This window comes from Mycobacterium sp., assembly GCF_035603715.1.
Taxonomy (GTDB): domain Bacteria; phylum Actinomycetota; class Actinomycetes; order Mycobacteriales; family Mycobacteriaceae; genus Mycobacterium.
The window spans coordinates 1-19611 of sequence record NZ_DATNJW010000572.1; the positions used below are offsets into that span (position 1 = coordinate 1).

General features: G+C 67.4%; 23 protein-coding genes. 14 read left to right on the forward strand and 9 right to left on the reverse strand.

Annotated elements, in window-relative coordinates:
- Positions 1-212 precede the first annotated feature (212 nt).
- On the reverse strand, positions 213-1775 hold the full coding sequence (locus VN856_RS23375; protein ID WP_325693579.1) for an NAD(P)/FAD-dependent oxidoreductase: 1563 nt from the start codon (positions 1773-1775) through the stop codon (positions 213-215).
- Positions 1776-1830: 55 nt separating this feature from the next.
- The gene (locus tag VN856_RS23380) at positions 1831-2454 is read right to left on the reverse strand and encodes a TetR/AcrR family transcriptional regulator (RefSeq protein ID WP_325693582.1); all 624 of its coding nucleotides are present in this window, start codon (positions 2452-2454) and stop codon (positions 1831-1833) included.
- 71 nt (positions 2455-2525) lie between these two features.
- Here VN856_RS23380 and VN856_RS23385 point away from each other — a divergent pair, with 71 nt between their 5' ends.
- Positions 2526-3014, forward strand: coding sequence for a DUF2834 domain-containing protein (locus VN856_RS23385; RefSeq protein WP_325693585.1), 489 nt, complete (start codon positions 2526-2528; stop codon positions 3012-3014).
- On the opposite strand, the gene VN856_RS23390 is transcribed toward VN856_RS23385, so the two are convergent.
- Together VN856_RS23390 and serS are read right to left on the reverse strand one after the other, a co-directional pair.
- Entirely contained in the window at positions 3011-4144 is a 1134-nt protein-coding gene (locus VN856_RS23390; RefSeq protein ID WP_325693588.1) for a GGDEF domain-containing protein, read from the reverse strand. The genes VN856_RS23385 and VN856_RS23390 overlap by 4 nt on opposite strands.
- Before the next feature lie 125 nt (positions 4145-4269).
- Positions 4270-5526 (reverse strand): serine--tRNA ligase, encoded by a 1257-nt coding sequence (serS, locus tag VN856_RS23395; protein WP_325693591.1) that lies wholly within the window; start codon positions 5524-5526, stop codon positions 4270-4272.
- A gap of 87 nt (positions 5527-5613) precedes the next feature.
- Here serS and VN856_RS23400 point away from each other — a divergent pair, with 87 nt between their 5' ends.
- The 3 genes from VN856_RS23400 to VN856_RS23410 all read left to right on the forward strand — a co-directional run bounded on the left by VN856_RS23400 (position 5614) and on the right by VN856_RS23410 (position 7627).
- Complete coding sequence (locus VN856_RS23400; RefSeq protein WP_414687033.1) at positions 5614-7008, forward strand: septum formation family protein; 1395 nt, start codon at positions 5614-5616, stop codon at positions 7006-7008.
- A 4-nt stretch (positions 7009-7012) separates the two neighbouring features.
- Positions 7013-7363 (forward strand): metallopeptidase family protein, encoded by a 351-nt coding sequence (locus tag VN856_RS23405; RefSeq protein WP_325693594.1) that lies wholly within the window; start codon positions 7013-7015, stop codon positions 7361-7363.
- Positions 7364-7432: 69 nt separating this feature from the next.
- Complete coding sequence (locus VN856_RS23410) at positions 7433-7627, forward strand: hypothetical protein (protein ID WP_325693597.1); 195 nt, start codon at positions 7433-7435, stop codon at positions 7625-7627.
- A 4-nt stretch (positions 7628-7631) separates the two neighbouring features.
- Here the strand turns inward: VN856_RS23410 and VN856_RS23415 are convergent, their stop codons facing one another.
- Positions 7632-8321, reverse strand: coding sequence for a histidine phosphatase family protein (locus VN856_RS23415; protein ID WP_325693600.1), 690 nt, complete (start codon positions 8319-8321; stop codon positions 7632-7634).
- Positions 8318-9256: a prephenate dehydratase gene (gene pheA, locus VN856_RS23420; RefSeq protein WP_325693603.1), complete on the reverse strand. Its 939-nt coding sequence runs from the start codon at positions 9254-9256 to the stop codon at positions 8318-8320. The genes VN856_RS23415 and pheA overlap by 4 nt, the downstream gene beginning before the upstream one ends.
- 88 nt (positions 9257-9344) lie before the next feature.
- Here pheA and VN856_RS23425 point away from each other — a divergent pair, with 88 nt between their 5' ends.
- From VN856_RS23425 to VN856_RS23435, 3 genes are read left to right on the forward strand one after another with little or no spacing between them, the layout of a single operon-like run.
- Positions 9345-10148 carry a DUF2470 domain-containing protein gene (locus VN856_RS23425; RefSeq protein WP_325693606.1) on the forward strand — a complete coding sequence of 268 codons (804 nt, stop codon included), beginning with the start codon at positions 9345-9347 and terminating at the stop codon, positions 10146-10148.
- Positions 10149-10178: 30 nt separating this feature from the next.
- Entirely contained in the window at positions 10179-10952 is a 774-nt protein-coding gene (locus VN856_RS23430) for a type II CAAX endopeptidase family protein (RefSeq protein WP_325693608.1), read from the forward strand.
- Positions 10940-12067: an LCP family protein gene (locus VN856_RS23435; RefSeq protein WP_414687034.1), complete on the forward strand. Its 1128-nt coding sequence runs from the start codon at positions 10940-10942 to the stop codon at positions 12065-12067. Before VN856_RS23430 ends, VN856_RS23435 begins: the two co-directional genes overlap by 13 nt.
- Before the next feature lie 11 nt (positions 12068-12078).
- Here the strand turns inward: VN856_RS23435 and VN856_RS23440 are convergent, their stop codons facing one another.
- From VN856_RS23440 to VN856_RS23450, 3 genes are all read right to left on the reverse strand, one after another.
- A complete protein-coding gene (locus VN856_RS23440; RefSeq protein ID WP_325693611.1) occupies positions 12079-12903 on the reverse strand; it encodes a glycerophosphodiester phosphodiesterase in 825 nt (274 codons plus the stop codon).
- 4 nt (positions 12904-12907) lie between these two features.
- Positions 12908-14035 carry a DUF4328 domain-containing protein gene (locus VN856_RS23445; protein ID WP_325693613.1) on the reverse strand — a complete coding sequence of 376 codons (1128 nt, stop codon included), beginning with the start codon at positions 14033-14035 and terminating at the stop codon, positions 12908-12910.
- Positions 14036-14200: 165 nt separating this feature from the next.
- Entirely contained in the window at positions 14201-14545 is a 345-nt protein-coding gene (locus tag VN856_RS23450) for a rhodanese-like domain-containing protein (RefSeq protein WP_325693615.1), read from the reverse strand.
- Between the two features lie 480 nt (positions 14546-15025).
- Here VN856_RS23450 and VN856_RS23455 point away from each other — a divergent pair, with 480 nt between their 5' ends.
- The 7 genes from VN856_RS23455 (at position 15026) to VN856_RS23485 (ending at position 19540) form a co-directional block, all read left to right on the forward strand.
- Entirely contained in the window at positions 15026-15184 is a 159-nt protein-coding gene (locus VN856_RS23455) for a hypothetical protein (protein WP_325693618.1), read from the forward strand.
- A gap of 151 nt (positions 15185-15335) precedes the next feature.
- Positions 15336-15959 carry a superoxide dismutase gene (locus tag VN856_RS23460; RefSeq protein ID WP_325693620.1) on the forward strand — a complete coding sequence of 208 codons (624 nt, stop codon included), beginning with the start codon at positions 15336-15338 and terminating at the stop codon, positions 15957-15959.
- Between the two features lie 189 nt (positions 15960-16148).
- Positions 16149-16682 (forward strand): peptidase, encoded by a 534-nt coding sequence (locus VN856_RS23465; protein WP_325693622.1) that lies wholly within the window; start codon positions 16149-16151, stop codon positions 16680-16682.
- 468 nt (positions 16683-17150) lie between these two features.
- Complete coding sequence (locus tag VN856_RS23470; RefSeq protein WP_325693624.1) at positions 17151-17549, forward strand: transcriptional regulator; 399 nt, start codon at positions 17151-17153, stop codon at positions 17547-17549.
- Between the two features lie 94 nt (positions 17550-17643).
- Positions 17644-18300: a DUF6474 family protein gene (locus tag VN856_RS23475; protein ID WP_325693626.1), complete on the forward strand. Its 657-nt coding sequence runs from the start codon at positions 17644-17646 to the stop codon at positions 18298-18300.
- A gap of 35 nt (positions 18301-18335) precedes the next feature.
- Positions 18336-19028 carry a YcnI family protein gene (locus tag VN856_RS23480; RefSeq protein ID WP_325693628.1) on the forward strand — a complete coding sequence of 231 codons (693 nt, stop codon included), beginning with the start codon at positions 18336-18338 and terminating at the stop codon, positions 19026-19028.
- On the forward strand, positions 19025-19540 hold the full coding sequence (locus VN856_RS23485) for a copper resistance CopC family protein (RefSeq protein WP_325693631.1): 516 nt from the start codon (positions 19025-19027) through the stop codon (positions 19538-19540). The genes VN856_RS23480 and VN856_RS23485 overlap by 4 nt, the downstream gene beginning before the upstream one ends.
- Positions 19541-19611 lie beyond the last annotated feature (71 nt).

Below are 19611 nucleotides of genomic sequence, written 5' to 3' on the forward strand. Positions count from 1 at the left end.
CCAGCCCCGCGTTTACCCCGGCCGACGCGCAGGAGTTCATCGCGCTGCTGGATCGGCTGCTCGACGAGCGGGACTAGCGCCCCGCGTTATCAATTCGTCCACGCAGCCGATGGGTGTTTTGGCAGCCGAATCGACGCTAGCGCGCTGGTCACTCGCACTTCTTCGCGCCGACGTCGATGTCGACGAAACCTCGTCGCAACCGACGAGCGGGACTAACGGCCCGCGTCCTCCAGTGCCGCACGCGCCGCGTTGTAGCCCGGGATGAACGTGATACCCGGGCCGCCGTGGCAGCCGGTGCTGGCCAGGTACAGACCGTCGATCGGAAGAGGCTGTCCGAGAAAGCCTTTCGGTCCCGGCCGGTTGGGCCCGACCTGGTTGGCGTGGAACAGGCCGTGGCAGTAGTCGCCGCCGGGTGCGCCGAACATCACGCCCATGTGTCTGGGCGTGAAGGTGGTGTGCCGGCTGATGCTGCGCTCGAAGTTCGGCGCCAACCGGGTGATCTTGTCGATCACCCGCTGACCCATCTCGACCTTCGCCGCACCGTAGTCCACGTCGCCCTCGATCGGGAACCACAGCGCGAACGCCGACGCCGCGTGCTTGCCCGGCGGCGCGAGATCGGGATCGTTCTGCGAGGGGACCTGGAAGACGACCGTCGGGTCGGCGGGCACGATCCCGCGCCGGCAGTCCTCCCACTGCTGCTGGACTTCCTCGGGCGTGCTGAAGATTCCGATCGACGCCTGCATGCTCGGCTCGTTCAGCGCCTGGTACGGAGCGGCGAATTCGGGAGCCTCGTCCAGCGCGAAGTGCATCTGGATGTAGCTGCCGCGGTGATCGATCCGGGCGTAGCGCTCGCGGATGTCGGCGGGTAGCGCCGCGGAATCGACCAGTTCGTTCACGGTCAGGTCGGGGGCGATTGCGGAGACGACGATGGGCGCGGTCACGGTCTGCCCCGCCTCGGTGCGTACCCCGCCGACCTTGCCGTCGTTCACCAGTACCTCGGTCACCTTGGTGCGCAGCCGGACCTCGCCGCCGTCACGCTCGAGCACCTTGACCAGATGCTCGGTGAGCGCGCCGATGCCACCGCGCAGCTTCTTCATCTGCATGGTGTCGCCGTCGGGGACGCCCAGCCCGAAGGCCAACGCGGCCGCGCTGCCCGGTGTCGCCGGCCCGCGATAGAGGGTGTTGACGGCCAGCACCGTCATCGAGCCGCGCAGCGCCCCGTGCTTCTCGCGGTCCGGAAGATAGCGATCGAGCACGTCGGTGACCGACCCGAACAGCATGTCGTCGATCGCAGAGCGTTCGAATTCATTTGTGGCACAGGCATACATCTCGTCGATCGTCTTGGGCGGCGCCCCTGCCTCGAACCTGCCGAGCGCCCGGGTCGGCGCCATGGCCCAGCCCATCAGTCCCGCCATGCCGTTGACGGCGTCCGCCCCGTGCACCTCGTTGAGATGGGTGAACAACTTGATCGGGTCGCTGTACTGCACCATCGGGTCGTCACCGACACCGCGCAGCGCCACCGACATCACGTCGAGGTCGATGGTCGGAATCGTGTCCAACCCGAGCTGTTCGCGGACCACCGGTGCGGTTGGAAACTGCACGGACCCGGCGATCTCGAAGTGATAGCCGTCGAACAACTCGACCGTCGAGGCCATGCCGCCCGCGTAGAGCTTGGATTCCAGACACAGCGTCCGCAATCCGGCCTTTTGCAGCAGCACCGCGGCGGCCAATCCGTTGTGTCCGGCGCCAATCACAATTGCGTCGTAGTCGCTCATCTGCTCCGCCTTCCGCTCTGCTGCGCAGGCTGACATGGATGCCAAGTTTTGTCAATTATGACGAAACTTGCTCCGTCCAGGTTTCGGTGATGCCGGCTCGCAGCGTCTCCAACGCGACGTGGCAGACCCTGGCCAACTCACCCAGCGATCGATTGTCGCCGAGCATCCAGACCTCCATCGCACCGAAGACCGCCGCCGCGATGCAGCGCGCGGTCACCGCGAAGCGCACCCGCTCGTCGGGCAACGGGATGACCGCACCGCTGCGCCGCTGCAACTGGGTGGCGATGGCGTCGGCGAAGTCGGCTTGCACATCCTGGATGTGCCGGACGATGCGGCCCGGGTCGATCTCGTCATCACGCAGTGCAGCGATTTTCCCAACGGCGTCAACGTCATACGGGAAAGCGAAGATCGCGGCCTGTACCGAATCGATGATCGATTCGGTGGTCGGCCGGTCGTCCAATGCCGCGCGAAACCAGTGCAATCCGGTGTAGTCGGCGAACAGCAAGTCGTGCTTGGAGGAGAAGTGGCGGTAGAACGTGCGCAGCGACACCCCGGCGTCCGCCGCGATCTGTTCGGCGGAGGTGTCCTCGACGCCCTGGGCGAGGAACCGCACCAACGCCGCCTGCCGCAGCGCCTCGCGGGTGCGCTCGCTGCGCGCAGTCTGGGCCGGCCGGATCATGTCTGTAAATTACCCCAGATCCTGTTATGTCAATATTGACAAAACTTTGACGGCGGGGTGAGACTGCGGCAATGGTCTCCATAGTCGTCCACTTTCTTCTAGGGCTTGGCTGCATCGTCTGGATCGTCGCGTCGAATCCGAAGGTCTACGCGAAACCAGCGGGCGGGAGTTGGCTCTCTCCACTCGAATGCGTGTATTACGCCGCCGGCATCGCGTCGATCGTGCTTGGTTATTGGTTCAACATCCATTTCGTCATGGCCGCGCACGGGCAGGGCAATCTCATCTCGGGCCCGGCCAGCTATCCGGAATTCATCAAGGGACAGTTCGCCACCCCGGCATGCGGCTCCGGCAACCAGGACTACATGATCGCGAATGTCATTCTGATGCCGGTGTTTACCATCATCGACGGTTACCGGCGAGGGCTGCGGCGCCCGTGGCTGTTCTTTCTTTCCAGCTTTTTCACCAGCTTTGCTTTCCCGTTCGCGTTCTACTTCGCGACCATCGAACGTCAGCGGCGCCATGCGCAAAGCTCTAGCGCGGCAACGCCTGTCGACGCCTAAGCGCTGACCCCGTCGCGGTAGTCGGGCTCGTCCTCGGTGAAGCTGGACAGCGGCGGCGGCAACGGCCACTCGTAGTGGCCGGCCTGGTTTCCGCCGCGCCGTTTGGCGATGTACATCGCGTCGTCGGCTGCCGAGATCAACTCGAAAAGCAAGTCCTCGTCACTATCTTCCCGGTAGGCGGGATCGATGCCCGCGGTGCCGATGCTGGCCGTGATGCCGAACGGGAGGGCGGCGATGACGTCACAGAGCTGCTGCGCGCGATGGCTTACCTCGGCGGGGTCCCAGATGTCGGCGATCACGAATTCCTCGCCGCCCGAACGGCCGATGACGGCGGTGTCGTCGGTGGTGTCGCGCAGCGCACGGGCCACCGAGACCAACGCATCGTCGCCGGTGCGATGTCCGTGGTTGTCGTTGAGCTGTTTGAACTGGTCCAGGTCGATCATGGTGACCACGAAATGCGCCAGCTGGTCACGACCCTGCTCTAGGCGCGCTTTGGCGCGACGGCGAAAAGCGCGTCGGGTCAACAGGTCCGTCAGCTGATCATTCTCGGCCCGCACGGCATCGGCGCCGAGCACGTGCACAACGACCTGAACGCCGAACGGCACAACCAGGGTGAGCAGCAGCAACAGCAGGTACGCGGACACCCCCGCGACGATGTTGTACCTCGACGCCATCCGGCTGGCTTCGAACCCACCGACCGTGCTGGCGACCGCGAAATGGGCCGCCAGCATCGGCGCGGTGTGGAACAGCGCGATATAGCTGGCCGTCGCCGCGAACGCGGTACAGGTCAGCACACCGACCACGGTGTGGTGCTGAGCCAGCGCGATCAGTGCGATGCTCGCGGTCGCAGCCGCGACGAACCGAATCGCCGCGGTGCGGCTCGGCCAGCGCGTTGCCCACAACAGCGCGCCGCCCACGGCGCCGATGGCTGCGGTCAGGGTGCAGCCCAGAGAAACGACACTTCGCGAACCGGTGGGGCTCCAGATGGTCGCGAGGGCGACGACCGCCAAACCACTCGCGACCGCCGAGATGGTGGCGCGGGTCAGGGTGTCCATGCCGCGGGCCTGAAGATGCGAGCTCAGCCGGTCATAGTGATCGGACTGGCGCCACCACAGCCTCAGCCAACCCATCGCGCTCTTCTCTCACCATCCGGAGATGGTCGCCCCATCCGCGCCGGCAGGACGCAGTCAGAAGATGATAGTGCAGCGATAAAACCGCCAGCTGAACTTAGCTGTCGGCGATGGCGGCAAAGCGGCTACGCCGGCTCCAGCACCTCGGTGCCCACGAAAGGCACCAGCGCCTCGGGCACCCGCACACTGCCGTCAGGTCGCTGGTGGTTCTCCAGAATCGCGACCAGCCAGCGGGTGGTGGCCAGGGTGCCGTTGAGCGTCGCAGCGATCTGCGGTTTGCCGCTGGGATCGCGGTAACGGGTGGCCAGTCGGCGGGCCTGGAAGGTGGTGCAGTTGGACGTCGAGGTCAGCTCGCGGTAGGCCTGCTGGGTGGGCACCCACGCCTCGCAATCGAATTTGCGGGCCGCCGATGAGCCGAGATCGCCTGCGGCGACATCGATTACGCGATAGGGCACCTCGATGCGGGCCAGCATCTCGCGCTGCCAGCCCAGTAGCCGCTCGTGCTCGGCCTCGGCGTCGGCGGGATTGCAGTAGACGAACGCCTCGACCTTGTCGAACTGATGCACGCGGATGATGCCGCGGGTGTCTTTGCCGTAGCTGCCCGCTTCCCTCCGGAAGCATGACGACCAGCCGGCGTAGCGCAGCGGTCCGCCGGAAAGGTCGAGGATCTCGTCGGCGTGGTAGCCGGCCAGCGGAACCTCCGACGTGCCGACCAGGTACAGGTCGTCGGCCTCCACCCGGTAGATCTCGTCGGCGTGCGCGCCGAGGAAACCGGTTCCCGACATGACCTCCGGACGGACCAGCACCGGCGGGATGATCGGGACGAAGCCGTTGTCGGCGGCCAGCCGGATCGCCATTTGCAGCAGGCCCAGCTGTAGCAACGCGCCCTGTCCGGTCAGAAAGTAAAACCGCGAACCGGATACCTTGGCGCCCCGTTCCATGTCGAGCAGGCCCAGCGCCTCGCCGAGCTCGAGGTGGTCCTTGGGGTTGTCGATCGGGGCCGGCTCACCGACGACGTCGAGGACGGCGAAGTTGTCCTCCCCGCCGGCCGGCACGCCGTCGATGATCACGTTCGAGATCGCCATGTGCGCGGCCGTGAACGTCGCCTCGGCCTCGGCCTGCTGTGCCTCGGCTGACTTGACTTGCTCGGCAAGGTCTTTGGCCTGCTGCAACAGCGTGGGCCGGTCGTCGGCGGACGCGGCGCCGACCTTCTTGCTGGCCGCCTTCTGCTCGGCGCGCAGTGAGTCGGCCGACGAGATCGCGGTCCGGCGGGCGGTATCGGCGGCCAGCAGCGTGTCCACCAGCGTCGGGTCTTCGCCTCGCTTCTTCTGCGACTCACGCACGGCATCGGGATTGTCCCGGAGCAGCTTCAGGTCGATCACGGGCTAGAACCCTACGCGGGTGCCGTGGACCGACGACAATCATTTACTTCTGCAACAGCTGTCACTAAGTGCGGCGAGCCTGTCAGAATGGAGCCGATGTGGCACGAATCCGAGCGCGACGAATCCCGGACTGACCGGCCGGGTCGTCGGCTGCCGCGGACCGGGTGGATGACCGCCCTGACCGGGACACTGCAGGCCTCGGCGACCCGGCGGGCGCTGTTGCTGGCCGCTCTGGGTGGTCTGCTGATCGCCGGGCTGGTTACCGCGCTACCGATCGGCGGCGGTCCCGGGCGACTGGCCGGCTACATCGACCCGGTGCCCCCGACCGGCGCCAAGGGTAACGACGCGTTCAACCGCGCGGCCAGCGGCAACTGCCTGATGTGGCCGGATCGGATGCCTGAGGCCGCCAACATCGTCGACTGCAAAGACGAGCACCGGTTCGAGGTCGCCGAATCCATCGACATGCGCACCTTCCCCGGCTCGGAATACGGCCCGTCGGCCCCGCCGCCGACGGCCGCCCGCATCGAACAGATCAGCCAGGAGCAGTGCGAGTCCGCAGTACGCCGCTACTTGGGCGCCAAGTTCGATCCCAACAGCAAGTTCGTCATCAGCATGCTGTGGTCGGGCGACAAGGCCTGGCGGCAGTTCGGCGAACGACGGATGCTGTGCGGCCTGCAGCTGCCCGGGTCGAGCAACGAACAGCTCGGTTTCAAGGGCAAGGTCGCCGACGTCGAGCAGTCCAAGATCTGGCCGGACGGCACCTGCCTCGGCATCGAACCGGCGACGAACCAGCCCACCGACATTCCGGTCGACTGCGCGGCGCCGCACGCGATGGAGGTCACCGGCACGGTCAACCTGCTGGCCAGGTTCCCCGAGGGGTTGCCGCCAGAACCCGAGCAGGACGGCTTCATCAAGGACTCCTGCACCAAGCTGACCGACGCTTACCTCGCGCCGGTGCAATTGCGCAGCACCACGCTGACACTGATCTACAGCACGCTGTCGCTGCCCAGTTGGTCGTCCGGCAGCCGCCAGGTTGCCTGCAGCATCGGTGCAACGCTGGGCAACGGCGCCTGGGCGACGTTACTCAACAGCGCCAAGGGCCCGCTCAAGATCAACGGCCAACCTCCGGTTCCGCCGCCGGACATCCCGCAGGAACGGCTCAACCTGCCGCCGATTCCGACCGGCCCGACCCCGGGTGGAGGCGGCGCCTCGTCGACCGGATCCAACGGTTCGTCGAGCTCGTCCGGTTCATCGAGCTCCTCCTCCGGATCCTCCGGATCGAGTGGCTCGTCTGGATCGTCCAGCCAACGGCAGGGCAACCAGCACCTGCCGGGCGCCCAGCCGGCTCCGGCCCCGCAGGCCCCCGCGCCGGCTCCCGCCCCGCCCGCTCCTGAGGCCCCGCCACCGCCGCCCGAGGGGCTGCCAGGCCTGCCGCCGCCTGGACCGGCCGAACCCCCGCCGCCGCCCGCACCGGGGCAGTAGCCAGGTGGCCGTGCGGATGGATCCGCAACGGTTCGACGAGTTGGTCGCCGATGCGCTCGACCTGATTCCGCCGCAGCTGGCCGCGGAGATGGACAACGTGGTGGTGCTCGTCGCCGATCGCCATCCCGACGAGGAGGACCTGCTCGGGCTGTACGAGGGGGTGGCGTTGACCGAGCGCGATTCTCACTACGCCGGGTCGCTCCCGGACACCATCACGATCTACCGCGACGCGCTGCTGGACATCTGCGACGACGACGCGGAGGTCGTCGAGGAAGTGAAGATCACCGTCGTGCACGAGATCGCCCACCACTTCGGCATCGACGACGACCGGTTGCACGAACTGGGCTGGGCCTAGCCGACCTAACCCGGCGACGAGACGGCGCGGCATCGCGGATCCGTCGGCGATCGGTGCTAAGACTGCGGCATGAAGTGTCGCGAATGCCAAGCGGGTTTGGAGCACTGCCATGGCACGCTCATTCGCCATTGGCTGCACCGGTCGGAATGCACCGACGAGAACTGCACCGGCCCCGAGCTGCTGCCGCATATCTTCGTCGTCGACTGTGACGCCGTCGGCTGCGACTGCACGTATATGGACGCGCCGTCGGCCCTGGCGATCTGAGTCGTCAGCCCATCGGGTCGGCGCTTGACTCCATCGCGTCGGCCACCGGTTCGGTGTCGGGCACCGGATAGAACGGCGGCGTCAAGGTTCCCCACTGCACGCAATCCCAACGCCCGTCGGCGGCCGGCGTGAGGACCACCGCCTCGGTGTTCGCCAGATGATGGTCGAGCGCGAAACTGCTTTCCACGTCGGCCAGTACCGCTGCCGTCAGCCGGATCGCCGCGCCGTGGCTGACGACGACGATGTCACCGGCCCAGTCGTCCTCGTCGAGGTAGCGGGTCCGTAGCTCGGTCACCACCGGCAGATAGCGGTCCAGCACCTGGTCGGCGTTTTCTCCGTCCGGCATCGACACATCCCGCTCGCCCTTGAGCCAGCGTTCGTACACGGCGTGAAACTGGTCGACAGCGTCGTCGTCGCTACGGCCCTCCAGATCGCCGGCCTGGACCTCGTGAATGCCGACCACTTCGCGGGCCGGCACGTCGACCACGGCGCTGATCTCCGCCGCGGTCTGCACCGCGCGGGTGGCCACCGAATGCAGCAACAGCCCGGGCCGCGACGTCGCGGCCTGCGCGAAAGCCCGTGCCTGCTCACGGCCCAACGGCGTCAGCTCCGCCCCTGGCGGCCGGGTGTCCAGCCGCTTGTCGACGTTGCCCACGGACTGTCCGTGCCGAACCAGGATCAACCGGCCGCTCATCGCGCCGACCCGTCTGCGGAGCCACCGCGCAGCCCCGCCAGCCAGCGCGCGGCGTCGTCCGACGGCGGCGGCGGCGCGCCGGCGACCGCTCCCGTCGGCCATGAACCCAGATAGCGCACATCGGTACAACGCTGATGCAGTGCTTTGAGTGCCTCGGCGACCGCATCGTCGTCGATGTGGCCCACACAGTCCAGGAAGAACACGTAGGTCCCCAATTCGGTTCGGGTGGGCCGGGATTCGATACGAGTCAGGTCGATGCCGCGCATCCCGAACTCGGCGAGCGTCGACACCAGCGCGCCAGGTGCATTGTCGATCCGTAGCACCACCGACGTCCGGTCGGCGCCGGTCCGGGCCGGCGGCGGGCCGGGCCGGCCGACCAGCACGAAGCGGGTGCGCGCGTTCGCTTCGTCGACGACGCCCTCGGCCAGCGTCGACAAACCCCGGTGTGTGGCGGCCAGCGGGGAGCTCACCGCAGCATCGACAAGTCCGTCCGCGACCTGTTGCGCCGCATCGGCATTGGAGATGGCGGGGCGTAGTTCGGCGGCGGGCAGATGAGCGGCCAGCCACTGCCGCACCTGAGCGGCGGCCACCGGAAAGGCGGCCAGCGTGCGCACCTCGGCGGCTGTGCGGCCGGGCTTGACGGCGATGCTGAACGCCACGTCCAGCGTCAGCTCCGCGAACACCTGCAGCGGCGTTCCGATGGCCAGGCTGTCCAGCGTGGGCATGATCGAGCCGTCGATCGAGTTCTCGATCGGCACGCAGGCGAAGTCGGCGGCACCATCGCGGACGGCGTCCAGCGCGGCGGTCGTGCTGTCGACAGGCAGCGGATGCCAGTCGCCCCCGCCACGCTGGGGAACCATGCCGGCGTCGGTCATCTGCAACAGCGCGCCTTCGGTGAACGTCCCCGCGGGACCGAGATACGCGATGCTGGCCACGATCAAAACCCTATCGGGTCGTAGGTCTTGCGCCCTCCGATCGCTCCTAGTTAAGTTAGGCTTACCTCACTTGTTAGGACGGTCGACGATGACACTCGCTCACTGCCCGGCTCCGACGACGGCCGAGCGGATCCGCAGCACCTGCGTTAGAGCCGGTGGTGCCCTGCTTGCGGTCGACAGCGCCGAGCCGCTCACCACACCGCTGCACCACCTGCTCGCCGACGGTTCGTTCGCCGTCGGCGTGCCGGTCGGCGGGCCGGTGGCCGAGCAGGTCGTCGCCTGCGGCGCTGCGGGAGCCCCGGCCGTGCTGGAGCTGGCCGACTACGCGCCGCTGCCGCTGCGCGAACCGGTCCGCTCGTTGGTGTGGATCCGCGGACGACTGCATCAGGTGTCGCCGTCGACGGTGTCCGGGCTGCTCGACCTGATCGCCGCCGAGCTCCCACACCCCGCGCTGCTGCAGGTGCGGACCCCCGGATCCGGCCCCGCCGCCGACGGGGACACCCAGTACCTGCTGGCCCGGCTGGAGATCGAGTCGGTGGTGGTGACCGACGCGACCGGCGCCGAGGCCGTCGACGCCGCAGCGCTGCTGGCCGCGTGCCCAGACCCGTTCTCCGCGTTGGAATCGAGCTGGATCAAGCACCTCGACACCGCCCACCGCGACGTGGTGGCACGGCTGGCCGCCCGGCTGCCGGCCCGGCTGCGGCGCGGCGATGTCCGCCCGCTCGGCATCGACCGCTACGGGATGCGGCTACGGGTGGAAAGCTCCGAGGGTGACAGCGACGTCCGGCTACCTTTCCGTAAGCCGGTCGATGACATCGTCGGATTAAGCCAGGCCATTCGGGTGCTGATGGGCTGCCCGTTCGTCAACGGCTTGCGAGCGCGCCAGGACTGAGCGGCTCCGCGGGGCGGTTACCGTGCAGGGGTGATTTCGCCCAGCAGTGACGCCGAGGTTCAGTCGGTCGAACGCCGGCCGCTGCGGGTCGAGCTCGCGATCGTGCTGAGCGTGACGTTCGGCCTCAGCGCCGTCACCGCGATCTTGCAGCTCGCCGACGGGGTCTTGCGAGGCTTGAGCGGGCAGCGTATTCCGCTGAACCCAAAGCGGTCCTACTTCGACCTGATCGACCTCGGCCTGAATGCGACCGTCGTCGTGCAGCTGGTCGCCTGGGGCGCACTTGGCCTCTACCTGTTGTGGCGCACCGGATTACGGCCAGCCGGTGTCGGGCTTGGCCGGTTTCGGTGGCGTCCCGATCTGCTCGGCGGCGTCGGGCTGGCCGCCTTGATCGGGCTGCCCGGGTTGGCGCTCTACCTCGCGGCGCGGGCCCTGCACATCAACGCCTCGGTCATCCCGTCCGGCCTGGGCGACACCTGGTGGCGGGTCCCGATGCTGGTACTCACCGCCTTTGCCGACGGCTGGGCCGAAGAGATCATCGTCGTCGGGTATCTGCTCACCCGGCTGGGTCAGCTGGGCGTCGGCCCTCGCGCGGCGCTGGTGTGGTCGAGCCTGCTGCGCGGCGCGTACCACCTCTACCAGGGCTTCGGCGCCGGGCTGGGCAACATCGCGATGGGCCTGGTGTTCGGCTACGCCTGGCAGCGCACCGGACGGCTGTGGCCGCTGGTGATCGCACACGGGCTGATCGACACCGTGGCGTTCGTCGGGTATGCCCTGCTGGCCGGCCATCTGGGGTGGCTGCATTGACCGTGCCTTCTGATCACCTTTCGGGCGACCGCCGGCGCCGGCGGCCACCGCCGCCGGGCACACCGCCGCCCAGGCCGGTGACGCCCAATCGGCTCAGCACGCGGCAGCGTCGCCCACGGGACCGCGCGCCACGCCGCAAACGGGCTCGCAAACAGCCTTGGGTGCAAGTGATTTCGCTGAGCCTGGTCATCGTCGTGCTGCTGAGCTGCGCCGCGACCCTGGGTGGCGCGCTGTGGCTGGAGACCGCGCTGCACCGCCAGACGGTGCTGACGGACTACCCGGGCCGCCCGTCCGCCGGGCAGGGCAGCACCTGGTTACTGGTCGGCTCGGACAGCCGCCAAGGCCTGACCGCCGAGCAGCAGGAGGCGCTGGCGACCGGCGGCGACACCGGCAACGGCCGAACCGACACCATTTTGCTGGTGCACGTGCCCGCACTCTGGTCGGGCACCCCGACGACGATGGTGTCCATCCCGCGCGACTCCTACGTGCCGATTCCCGGGTACGGCCGCGACAAGATCAACGCGGCGTTCTCGATGGGCGGTGCGCCGTTGCTGGCCCAGACGGTCGAGCAGGCCACCGGTCTGCGGATCGACCACTACGCCGAGATCGGGTTCGGCGGCTTCGCCGCGCTGGTCGACGGCCTGGGCGGGGTCACCGTCTGCCCTATCGAGTCGATCGACGACCCGCTGGCCGGCATCAACCTGCCCGCCGGGTGTCAACGGCTGGCGGGCCGTGACGCCCTGGGTTACGTCCGCAGCCGGGCCACCCCGCGCGCCGACCTGGACCGGATGGTCGACCAGCGGCAGTTCATGGCGGCGCTGCTGCATCGCGCTGCCAGCCCGGCGGTCTGGCTCAACCCGTGGCGGTGGTACACGGTGCCGCACGCGACGCTCGGTGCGTTGACCGTCGACCGGGACGACCATGTCTGGGACCTGGCCTGGTTGGGCTGGGCGCTGCACGGGTCGACGACCACGTTGACCGTGCCGATCGGCCAACTCACCAGCAGCGGCGCCGGCTCAGTGGTGGTGTGGGATCACCAGAAGGCCACCGCGCTGTTCGACGCACTGGCCGCCGACCAACCGGCGCCGTCGACAGTGATCGGCGACCCACCGTAGGCCGCCTCTGACTAGTGCGGGTCGGCGCCGGTGAGGCCGTCTTCCAGCCAGGCTTTGACGCGGCCGGGATGGTTGGTGGCCAACCAGGCCACTCCCACGTCTCGGCAGAACCGGACGTCCTCGTAGGCGTCGGGGGTCCAGCAGTACAGCGCCCGGCCCTGCGCGGCGGCCTGGTCGACAAGCTCGGGGTGTTCCCGCAGGGTGGCGATCGACGGCCCCACCGCGGTGGCCCCGATCGTGCTGGCCGCTCTGCTGGCCAGGTATCGATGGCTCCGGCCGAGCAGCACCGTCGGCAGCAGCGGCGCCGCTCGCCGAACCCGCCACAGCGCCGCCGCGGAGAACGACATCACCACCGCCCGGGATCGATCGGCGGATGCCGGCGCCGCGATGCCGTAACGGTGCAACAGCGCCAGCACTTTGCTTTCCACCAGTGCTCCGTAGCGCACCGGATGCTTGGTCTCGACGAAGAGCTTCACCGGCCGCTTCCAATCCAGCACCAGCGAGACCAGCGCGTCCAACGTGAGCAGGCCGGTGTCGCCGTGGGCGCCGTCGGCGCGCCAACTGCCGTGCCACGAACCGAATTCCAGTTCACGAAGCTGCGCCAGCGTCATCATGCTGACCAGACCGGCGCCGCTGGATGTCCGGTCGAGCTTGCGGTCGTGCACGCAGACCAGGTGCCCGTCGCGGGTGAGCCGCACGTCGCACTCCACGCCGTCGGCGCCCTCCCGCAGCGCGAGATCGTAGGCGGCCAGGGTGTGTTCCGGCAGCGAGGCCGAGGCGCCGCGATGGGCTACGACGAACGGGTGCCGAGAGACCACCTCCTCGGCCCACGTCATGTCCCTATGCTGCCGGTTCTTCACCCGGCAACTCAAGCGCTGCAGCAGATTCCGTGCCGACGAGTTCGTCATCGGCAACCACGACCCAGCGGTGGGCGGGCCGTTCGACCGGCTTTGCCTCGAATCCTTCGAAGACTTTCGCGGTCGCCAGCACCGCGACCAGCGCCAACAGGTACGCGACGATCATCGCGACCGTGTTGTTGGCAATTCCCTGCGAGTCCTGCGCGCCGCTGGTGACCGACGCGAAGACCGACGTCACGCTACTGAGCAGCCACAGCAGCCACCATCCCCAGATCACGTGGCGCAAGCGGCCGTAGTGGTCCTCGGTTTTAGCCAGCTCGATGACATAGACCAGCGACCAGATTCCCGCCACCAGGGGCAGACAACAGAACCCGACGCAGGCCGCCATCAACGCCCAGCTGGCCGAGTGCCCCGTGGTCGCCGCCACGACGGCGAACGTGATGGCCAGCGCCATCGCTGCCGACGGCGGCAGCAGCGTGCCGGCCCACAACGCCCGGCGTGACCGGGATTCCGGCCGGCCGGCGTGCTCGAACGCCGCAGCGCGGCGGGCGATCAACCATCGCGTCAGCACCACCGCGCAGTTCATCACCGCCGCGATCGCGGCCAGGCTGGCCAACACACTCAGCAGCGCCGCCGCGTCGGCCACCATCCAGTTCAGCAGCGTGTTGCGATTGATGACCAGCAGCAGATACCGCACCAAATGCACCACCGCGGCCGCCCCCAACGCCACCGCGGAGATGAAGAACGCCGTACGCACTCGCTCGGCCGGCGGCGCTTGCCGCCGGGCCCGATCCGGCCCGGCGTCTTGATCGACCCGGTCCACCAGACCCCAGCGGGGTATCGAGAGATACCGCGGGGTCGGACCCAGCGGACGGCGGCGGCGACGGGGTGGCGGTGGCGGACCCGGACGCACCGCTATCCATCGGTAGCCCTGGGGTAGCCGCGGCGCAGTTTGTCGGCCGGGGCCCCAGCCGCCCGGAGCGGCGGCCGGCGCCGGGGGTGTCCCGGTTGCCGACGGCGGCAAGAGCGTGCCGTTGCAGCGCGGGCACCACGAGCGTTGCTTGTCACGGACATTCCAGCGTGTGCCGCACTGGGAGCACACTTGGATCATTGGCGCCGCTCCTCACCATCGCTGCGCGCTGCATCGGCGCCGACGCGGATCATTGGCGCCGCTCTCCCCCGCAAGCGCTCGCTGTCGATTGGTCGGCGACGCGGATCATGCGATCAGACTAACCGGGCGGTCGAAATCGGCTGCTAGCGGCGACAGCGCGGCCGGTCAGATGGTTCCGGGCCCGCCGTCGGCGGCAATCACCCGGCGGCCCGCTTCGGCCCACGCCAGCATTCCGCCGTTGACGTTGATCGGCTCGTAGCCATGGTGCGCCAGCAGTTGGGCGACCTTCGCCGAGCGTCCGCCGGCCTTGCAGATGACATACAGCGTGGACGATCGATCGATCTCGTCGAGCCGGGCCGGGACCTCACCCATCGGAATGTGCCGGGCGTCGGCGGCGTGGCCACGATTCCACTCGTCGTTTTCCCGCACGTCCAGCAACACCGAGCCAGTTCCGAACTCGGCGGGCAGGTCTTTGACGGTTGTCTGCGGGATTGACGGTTCTGCATCCACGGTGTTGATCTTGGCATGCGTGGACGTGCGCCGCGAAGACCGGCGTCCAGCAATCAACGGGTATCCACAGTTTCCACAGGTTTATCCACAAGCCGCCGCGACGTGCTGCCACGCAAGCATGCGCGTCACACGGCCGCGGCGGGCGGGCGGTTGTGGATAACCCGCGTCCGTTACCGGTTCGTGATCGACAGCCCGGCCTCGGGTTCAGCGAATTCTTAGCCAATCTCACCGTTTCGCCATACTCGCCGCTATGGCGGAAGTCACAACCGGTCTGCGCGCGTCGCTGTCCGCCGCCGGAATCGGGAGCGCGGTTGTTCGGCATGCGAAAAACAACTTCGCCAGCAACAAGACGCTGGTCAACGCGCCGTGGTCCGCTCAATTTCTCAGGGGGTACATCAGGGGCTATGATCGCCATCACTGAAATCTTTTGTGACTCATCTCACTGGGGGACAGTTTGGACAGGCAGGCCGGGAACATTCGATGACGACGCAACCGATCGGACCACAGTCGGCAAGTTCTTCGCCGCACTGGTACACGACATCTGCGACGTGTAATCGCTCCTACTTGCTTGCCGGATTGCGCGCCGGATTGATCGCGCTGGTTTTGCTGGCGGTCCTCGCCGTCATCGTCTGGTTCTGAAGCCCCACTGCCGGGTATGCCCACGGCGCACTCGTTCTTGCGGTGCGCGCGGCGATGGAGCAGGGTTACTTACGCCAAAGCCGCCACTTCGCTAACAGCCTGCAGCGAAGCGTCAGAGTAGATCGGCAACGATCGCGAAGGAAGGAAACCCGTGGCTGAATACACCTTGCCTGACCTGGACTGGGACTACGGAGCCCTGGAGCCGCATATTTCGGGTCAGATCAACGAACTTCACCACAGTAAGCACCACGCCACCTACGTCAAGGGCGCCAACGACGCCGTCGCCAAGCTCGAAGAGGCGCGCTCCAAGGACGATCAGTCGGCCATCGTGCTGAACGAGAAGAGCCTGGCCTTCAACCTGGCCGGCCACGTCAACCACAGCCTGTGGTGGAAGAACTTGTCCCCCAACGGCGGTGACAAGCCTACCGGTGAGCTCGCCGCTGCCATCGACGAGGCGTTCGGGTCGTTCGACAAGTTCCGGGCTCAGTTCACCGCGGCCGCGACCACGGTCCAGGGCTCCGGCTGGGCCGCGCTCGGCTGGGACAGCCTCGGCGAGAAGCTGTTGGTATTCCAGGTTTACGACCACCAGACCAATTTCCCGCTCGGCCTGGTGCCGCTGCTGGTGCTCGATATGTGGGAGCACGCGTTCTACCTGCAGTACAAAAACGTCAAAGCAGACTTTGCCAAGGCGTATTGGAATGTCGTGAACTGGGACGACGTGCAGTCTCGCTACAAGGGTGCGACGACGAAGGCCAAGGGGCTCATCGCCGGCTGACACCAGTTGGATTCGCCTGTTCGGGGCGCCGCGCGATTCGCGTGGCGCCCCGAACGCTATTTCGGTGGTGTTTCTTTTCGACTTCGTCGGCGTTGATTGCCCGTGTCAGCTTGCAGGCGTTGCCAGGCTGCCGCATGCTGATCGGATCGACCCACCGGTGTATCGCTGAATACCCGAACGGAGGGCGAAATGGAAACTGGCTCAGGCGGGGCCATCGAGGTGGCCCCCTTCCATTCCCGTGGTGCCCTGAAAGGGTTCGTGATTTCCGGGCGCTGGCCCGACTCGACCAAAGAATGGGCACAATTGTTGATGGTCGCGGTCAGGGTGGCATCGCTTCCCGGATTGCTGCCGACCACAACCGTATTCGGCGTTCGCGAGGAACTGCCGGACGCTCCCGCGCCGGGCACCGTGGGCCTGGTTTTGGCCGAGGGCCCGGTAGTCGGCGAATCCGCCATTCAGCCAGGCTATTTCGCCGATCACCAGCCGCCGGCGTTGTTGATGCTGCATCCCCCGTCGGAGACGACGCCGTCGTTGCCGGAATGCAGTGGCGCCGCGTCGGGGTGTGTGCTGCTGCCCGGTCTGCCTTATCTGGGACTCGAGCACCGCGCGGCCTGGGTGGAGGCCGAGGCCGACGGCACCATCACCTCAATGGTCAGCAGGGTCGGTGTCGACCCGATCAGCCACCCCGACACAGCAATCTTGGCAATGCTGCTTGCCGCGTAGCGAATCCGACAGCCCGAAGCCGATCGTAGGACGACGAGGCGTGTCTTCCTGACTGCTCGACCGCGTTGACCGGGCTTCTGGACGTGCGTTCCAACATGCGCCTAATATCGGCGCGTGACACGCTGGCGACAACAGGTTCACAGCCGACTCCATGGTGCCCTACAGCAAATAGGCTTTATGCGCACCTAGCGAGTTACGCAGGTTGCCATAAGTGGGCCCGCTCGCGACCAGTGAAGTGTCAATAGTCCTTGAAGCGATGAAACTTCACACAATTCCCTTAAAATATCATGTGTATTGACTGGATACGCGGGTTACTCCGCCCGCAACAATAACTCCTGCTCTCATAAATGTCTTCGCCGTTAATTTTCTCAAAGTTTGCACTTGGTTGCGGGGATAAGTCTGGCTACGATAATCAGCAAATACTTAGAGAGAGTCACCCGATCTACCAACCCGGTGGAGGTCTTATCGATGAGCACGACGTTTTCCGCGCGCCTGAACCGCCTGTTCGACACGGTTTACCCGCCGGGACGGGGGCCGCACACCTCCGCTGAAGTGATCGCGGCGCTCAAGGCTGAAGGAATAACGATGTCGGCTCCGTATTTGTCGCAGCTACGCTCTGGCAACCGAACCAACCCGTCGTCGGCGACCATGGCTGCCCTGGCGAACTTCTTCCGGATCAGGCCCGCCTACTTCACCGACGACGAGTACTACGAAAAGCTCGACAAAGAGTTGTCGTGGTTGCTGGTCATCCGAGACGAGGGTGTCCGGCGGATCGCGCTTCGAGTCAGTGGGCTGTCCCACGAAGCGCAGGAAGACATCGTTCACCGCGCCGACGAGCTACGACGTAAGGAACACCTGGACGCCTGACGGCAGTCGGTCCGCCCGGCCCGGTTAGGGTTGGCCCATCGATGCCGCACGGGCACCGCGATAGTCGACGAGACCCGGGGGAGGTAGTGCGCGAATGGGCCTGTTCGGCAAGCGAAAAACCCGCGCGACGCGTCGCGCCGAAGCTCGCGCGATCAAGGCCAAGGCCAAACTCGAGGCCAAGCTGTCGGCGAAGAACGAGGTGCGTCGATTCAAAGCCGCGCAGCGCGCCGAGACGAAGGCGCTCCGCGAGAATTTGAAGGCGCAGCGCGCCAGCGACCAGGCAGCGCTGAAAGTGGCCGAAACCCAGCTGAAGGCGGTGCGCGAGGGCACGCTGCTGTCGCCGACGCGAATCCGCCGCCTCCTGACGGTGTCTCGGCTGCTCGCTCCGATCGTGGTGCCGCTGGTCTACCGGGTCGCCATGGCCGCGCGCGGGCTGATCGACCAGCGGCGGGCCGACCAACTCGGGGTTCCGTTGGCCCAGATCGGTCAATTCTCCGGGCATGGCGGCCAGCTGTCGGCCCGCATCGCCGGCGCCGAACAGTCGCTGCGGTCGGTGCAGGAGAACAAGCCCAAGGACGCCGAGACTCGACAATTCGTCACCGCGATTTCCGAGCGGCTCGCAGACTTGGCGGCCGCAGTCACCGCCGCCGAGAACATGCCGCCCACCCGCCGCCGCGGCGCCCACGCCGCAATCTCCCGACAGCTCGATGAGATCGACGCCGACCTGATGGCGCGACTCGGACTGACCTGATCCCCGACCCCTCCGTAAACAGGAAGGCGATTCCGATGACACTTCAACGCAGGATGGTTTGGCGCACCCTGATCGGAACCGCGGCCGCGACGCTGCTGTACCTCGGTCCGGCCGCGGCGATTACGACGGCATCGGCGCACGTCCAGGCCACCAGCACGGACGCCGCGCGCGGCGCCTTCGCGACGGTCAGCTTCCAGGTGCCCAACGAGTCGGCGACCAACGCGGCCACCACCGCGGTCACGGTCGACCTGACCAATGTCTCCTCGGTACAGACCGAGGAGATGCCGGGGTGGTCGGCCAAGATCGACCGCGACGCCGCCACGAACGCCGTCCGCTCGGTCACCTGGACCGCGGCGCCCGACACCGGCATTCCGGTGGACCAATTCGGCGTGTTCCGGATATCGGCGAAGCTGCCCGATGCCGATACGGTCAGCTTCCCGACGACACAGACCTACGCCGACGGCGCGGTGGTGAAGTGGGACCAAGCGCCGGCGGCCGGCGGAGCCGAGCCGGAACATCCGTCGCCGACGCTGACGCTGACCGGCGGGTCGACATCGCCCGCCCACAACCCGACCCCGACTAAATCCGCCGCCCCGACCGCCACAGCGGCGCCCCCGGGACAGCAGCCCCGGGCGGTGGTCGACAACACCGCCCGGATCCTCGCCGGCGCCGCCCTGTTCGTGGGCGCCCTCGGCGTCGGTGTCGCTCTTATAGTGCGGAAGGCATGAGCCGTCGGGCACACGCCGTCGTAGTGGCGCTGCTGCTGGCAGCCGTCGCGTTCGCACCTACGTTGACCGCCGGCGCCGCCAGTGCCCACGCCGCGCGGGTGTCCGCCGATCCCGCGGACAAGGCCTCGGTGAGCACCGGGCCGGTTCGGGTCAGCGCGACGTTCAACGAGGATCTGCAGACCACGTTCGCGGCGATGACCGTCGTCGGTCCGGACGGCAACCTGTGGACCGAAGGCTCTCCGCAGGTGCACGGCACAGTCGTCAGCGTCGGCCTACGGCCGTTGGGTCCGGCGGGCGACTACACGGTCAACTACCGGGTGACATCGGCTGACGGGCATGTGGTGTCGGGGTCATGGTCATTCCGGCTGACAGCCGCCGGTACCGGCACGCCCGGGCCGGCCGCGCAGCCCGCGGACGACTCGGCCGACGCGGTCCCGATCTGGCCTTTCGTCCTGGGCGCGGTGGTCCTGGTGGGCGGCGGGGCACTGTGGTCCATCCGAAACAGGGCTTGACCCAAGGCAGCGAAACCATCGACGTAGCCCTGGCATGATGGAATCGGCTCCACCGGGCCGGGCAACCCGAC

Bases quoted from the DNA above. Each gene is read 5' to 3' on its own strand.
- VN856_RS23380 (WP_325693582.1), bottom strand. From the start codon at position 2,454: ATGATCCGGCCGGCCCAGACTGCGCGCAGCGAGCGCACCCGCGAGGCG.
- VN856_RS23425 (WP_325693606.1), top strand. From the start codon at position 9,345: ATGACACTCGCTCACTGCCCGGCTCCGACGACGGCCGAGCGGATCCGC.
- VN856_RS23390 (WP_325693588.1), bottom strand. From the start codon at position 4,144: ATGGGTTGGCTGAGGCTGTGGTGGCGCCAGTCCGATCACTATGACCGG.
- VN856_RS23440 (WP_325693611.1), bottom strand. From the start codon at position 12,903: ATGACGTGGGCCGAGGAGGTGGTCTCTCGGCACCCGTTCGTCGTAGCC.
- VN856_RS23465 (WP_325693622.1), top strand. From the start codon at position 16,149: ATGGAAACTGGCTCAGGCGGGGCCATCGAGGTGGCCCCCTTCCATTCC.
- VN856_RS23410 (WP_325693597.1), top strand. From the start codon at position 7,433: ATGAAGTGTCGCGAATGCCAAGCGGGTTTGGAGCACTGCCATGGCACG.
- VN856_RS23485 (WP_325693631.1), top strand. From the start codon at position 19,025: ATGAGCCGTCGGGCACACGCCGTCGTAGTGGCGCTGCTGCTGGCAGCC.
- VN856_RS23415 (WP_325693600.1), bottom strand. From the start codon at position 8,321: ATGAGCGGCCGGTTGATCCTGGTTCGGCACGGACAGTCCGTGGGCAAC.
- VN856_RS23385 (WP_325693585.1), top strand. From the start codon at position 2,526: ATGGTCTCCATAGTCGTCCACTTTCTTCTAGGGCTTGGCTGCATCGTC.
- VN856_RS23455 (WP_325693618.1), top strand. From the start codon at position 15,026: ATGACGACGCAACCGATCGGACCACAGTCGGCAAGTTCTTCGCCGCAC.
- VN856_RS23475 (WP_325693626.1), top strand. From the start codon at position 17,644: ATGGGCCTGTTCGGCAAGCGAAAAACCCGCGCGACGCGTCGCGCCGAA.
- VN856_RS23400 (WP_414687033.1), top strand. From the start codon at position 5,614: ATGGAGCCGATGTGGCACGAATCCGAGCGCGACGAATCCCGGACTGAC.
- VN856_RS23375 (WP_325693579.1), bottom strand. From the start codon at position 1,775: ATGAGCGACTACGACGCAATTGTGATTGGCGCCGGACACAACGGATTG.
- VN856_RS23480 (WP_325693628.1), top strand. From the start codon at position 18,336: ATGACACTTCAACGCAGGATGGTTTGGCGCACCCTGATCGGAACCGCG.
- VN856_RS23470 (WP_325693624.1), top strand. From the start codon at position 17,151: ATGAGCACGACGTTTTCCGCGCGCCTGAACCGCCTGTTCGACACGGTT.
- VN856_RS23445 (WP_325693613.1), bottom strand. From the start codon at position 14,035: ATGATCCAAGTGTGCTCCCAGTGCGGCACACGCTGGAATGTCCGTGAC.